At 74.5% G+C, this 1,747-nt stretch carries 2 protein-coding genes and 1 tRNA gene; 2 read left to right on the top strand and 1 reads right to left on the bottom strand.

Annotation, left to right across the window (positions count from 1 at the left end; translation table 11 throughout):
• Positions 1-3: 3 nt before the first annotated feature.
• A complete protein-coding gene (locus tag ACTUAL_RS30825; RefSeq protein ID WP_440902691.1) occupies positions 4-786 on the bottom strand; it encodes a hypothetical protein in 783 nt (260 codons plus the stop codon).
• A gap of 166 nt (positions 787-952) precedes the next feature.
• On the opposite strand from ACTUAL_RS30825, the gene ACTUAL_RS30820 reads away from it, so the two are divergent.
• Both ACTUAL_RS30820 and ACTUAL_RS30815 read left to right on the top strand, forming a co-directional pair.
• Positions 953-1,028, top strand: a tRNA-His gene (locus ACTUAL_RS30820).
• 192 nt (positions 1,029-1,220) lie between these two features.
• The gene (locus tag ACTUAL_RS30815; protein ID WP_440902690.1) at positions 1,221-1,679 is read left to right on the top strand and encodes a hypothetical protein; all 459 of its coding nucleotides are present in this window, start codon (positions 1,221-1,223) and stop codon (positions 1,677-1,679) included.
• Positions 1,680-1,747: the final 68 nt, after the last annotated feature.

The following is a 1,747-nucleotide window of genomic DNA, read 5'->3' as shown; positions in this document are numbered from 1 at the left end:
CGCTCAGGGAGCGAGCCCGTCGAGCAGCGCGAGCGTGCGGCGCAGCCCGGCTCCGGTCGGGACCGTGACCACGCGCAGCAGGCGCAGCAGCCCGAGCAGCGCGAGGACCATGCCGACGGTCTCGAACAGCTCCTCCAGCGCCGTGAGCGCGTACATCATCCCCAGCGACCCGCTCTGCCACGCGAGACCGGCGGCGGCCTCCAGGCCGAACGCACCCACCACGACGAGCACCGCACCCGCCCCCACCAGGCGCACGACGTCGCGGGGCAGCTGCAGCAGCCAGCGTGCGAAGAAGAAGCCGACGACGAGCGCGACGACCAGGCCCGGCCCCACCCACGCGTAGGTCGGGATCGGCACACCGAAGGCATCCCGGGCCCAGTAGGCGACGTAGCCGAGGCGCTCGTGCAGCGACGCGGTCTCGTCCAGCGACAGGGCCGCGAAGCCCGCGGCCACGAGCAGGAACATGCCGCGACCGGGGCGCCAGCCGCCCGCGTGGAGCACGGCGACGAGCACGCACACCACGCTGCAGGCGAGCAGCAGCGTCGCGCTCCACCAGGACGGGACGTTGGCCTCGCCGCCCACGCTCAGCGCGCGGAACCACTCGCTGGTGGTGTCGTGCAGCACGGTCGCGGCGCTGAGGGCCGACAGCACGACGGTGACGGTCAGGGTGACGACCGCGACCGGGCGACCCAGCGTCGTCACGACCCGCTCGGTGCCGGGTCCGCGGACGGGCCCCGTGCGGGGCGACGCCGGCGTGACGTCGACGAGGGCGGGGTCCCGTGCCATACCTGAACCGTACGTGAACGCAACCTGAACGCCGGGCTCCGACGTGCGGCCCGGGACCGGCGGTCCAGGCGGCGCCCGGGGTGGCGCCTGCGCCCGGCGCGGGCACGGCCGAGGGGCGGCTACACTTCTCCACGCAGCCGTGCGCGCCCCGGGCGACACGGCCGTGGTGGGTGTAGCTCAGCTGGTAGAGCGCCGCGTTGTGGTCGCGGATGTCGCGGGTTCAAGTCCCGTCACTCACCCCACCGAGTGCCCGCCTGACCCGCACGAACACCCTCACTGCGGCGGTCGGGGAGCGCGTCACTCGCCGGCGGCACTCGGCGCCGCACCCGCGTCGCCTCGGCTCGCCCTCGTCGCTGCGCTGCCCGAGGGGCGGGGCCCTCGCTGCAGGCCCTGCTGCCCAGACCCGTGTCCGTTGCTCGCCGTAGCCTGGGGCGGTGCAGCCGAGCGGGTTCCGGAGCGGGCGGGTGAGCCGGTGGGCGCACCTGGGCGTGCTGCTGATCTTCGCCGCGGGCTTCTTCACGATGCACGGCTTCCTCGCGGTGTCCGCCCAGGCGGGCACCCCTCCGGGGCAGCAGCACGGGGTCCCCGGCACTGTCGTCACCCACGTCGACGCCGCTGCTGGGCACTCCGGCGTGGCCGAGCCCAGGGGTGGGGCGAGCACGGACCTCGGACACGCCCCGCACCGACCTGCGCCTGCAGAGCACCACGACCTGGCTGCGGGCTGCGTGATCGCCCTGGTCGGGGTCGCCCTGGCCGGGCTCGCCCTGCTGCTGCGCCGTTCGGGGACCACGGCCGACCTGCAGGTCGAGACGTCCGGCGTGGTGGCGAACATCTATGTGTCCGCGTCGCGGTGGTCTCCACCACGCGTCGCTCTCTGCGTCATCCGGGTGTAGCCGGGCTCGGCGCTCCGCGCTGGCACGACCCTCTCGCACACCCCTTCTGACGACAGGAGTTCCACCAT

This window comes from Actinosynnema sp. (genome assembly GCF_052038725.1).
Note: the sequence above shows the minus strand (reverse complement) of the source record. Positions and strands in the feature narration are given on the sequence as shown.

What these genes read in the sequence shown, in the direction of transcription:
- ACTUAL_RS30825 (WP_440902691.1), bottom strand. Translation starts at nt 786, where the DNA reads ATGGCACGGGACCCCGCCCTCGTCGACGTCACGCCGGCGTCGCCCCGC.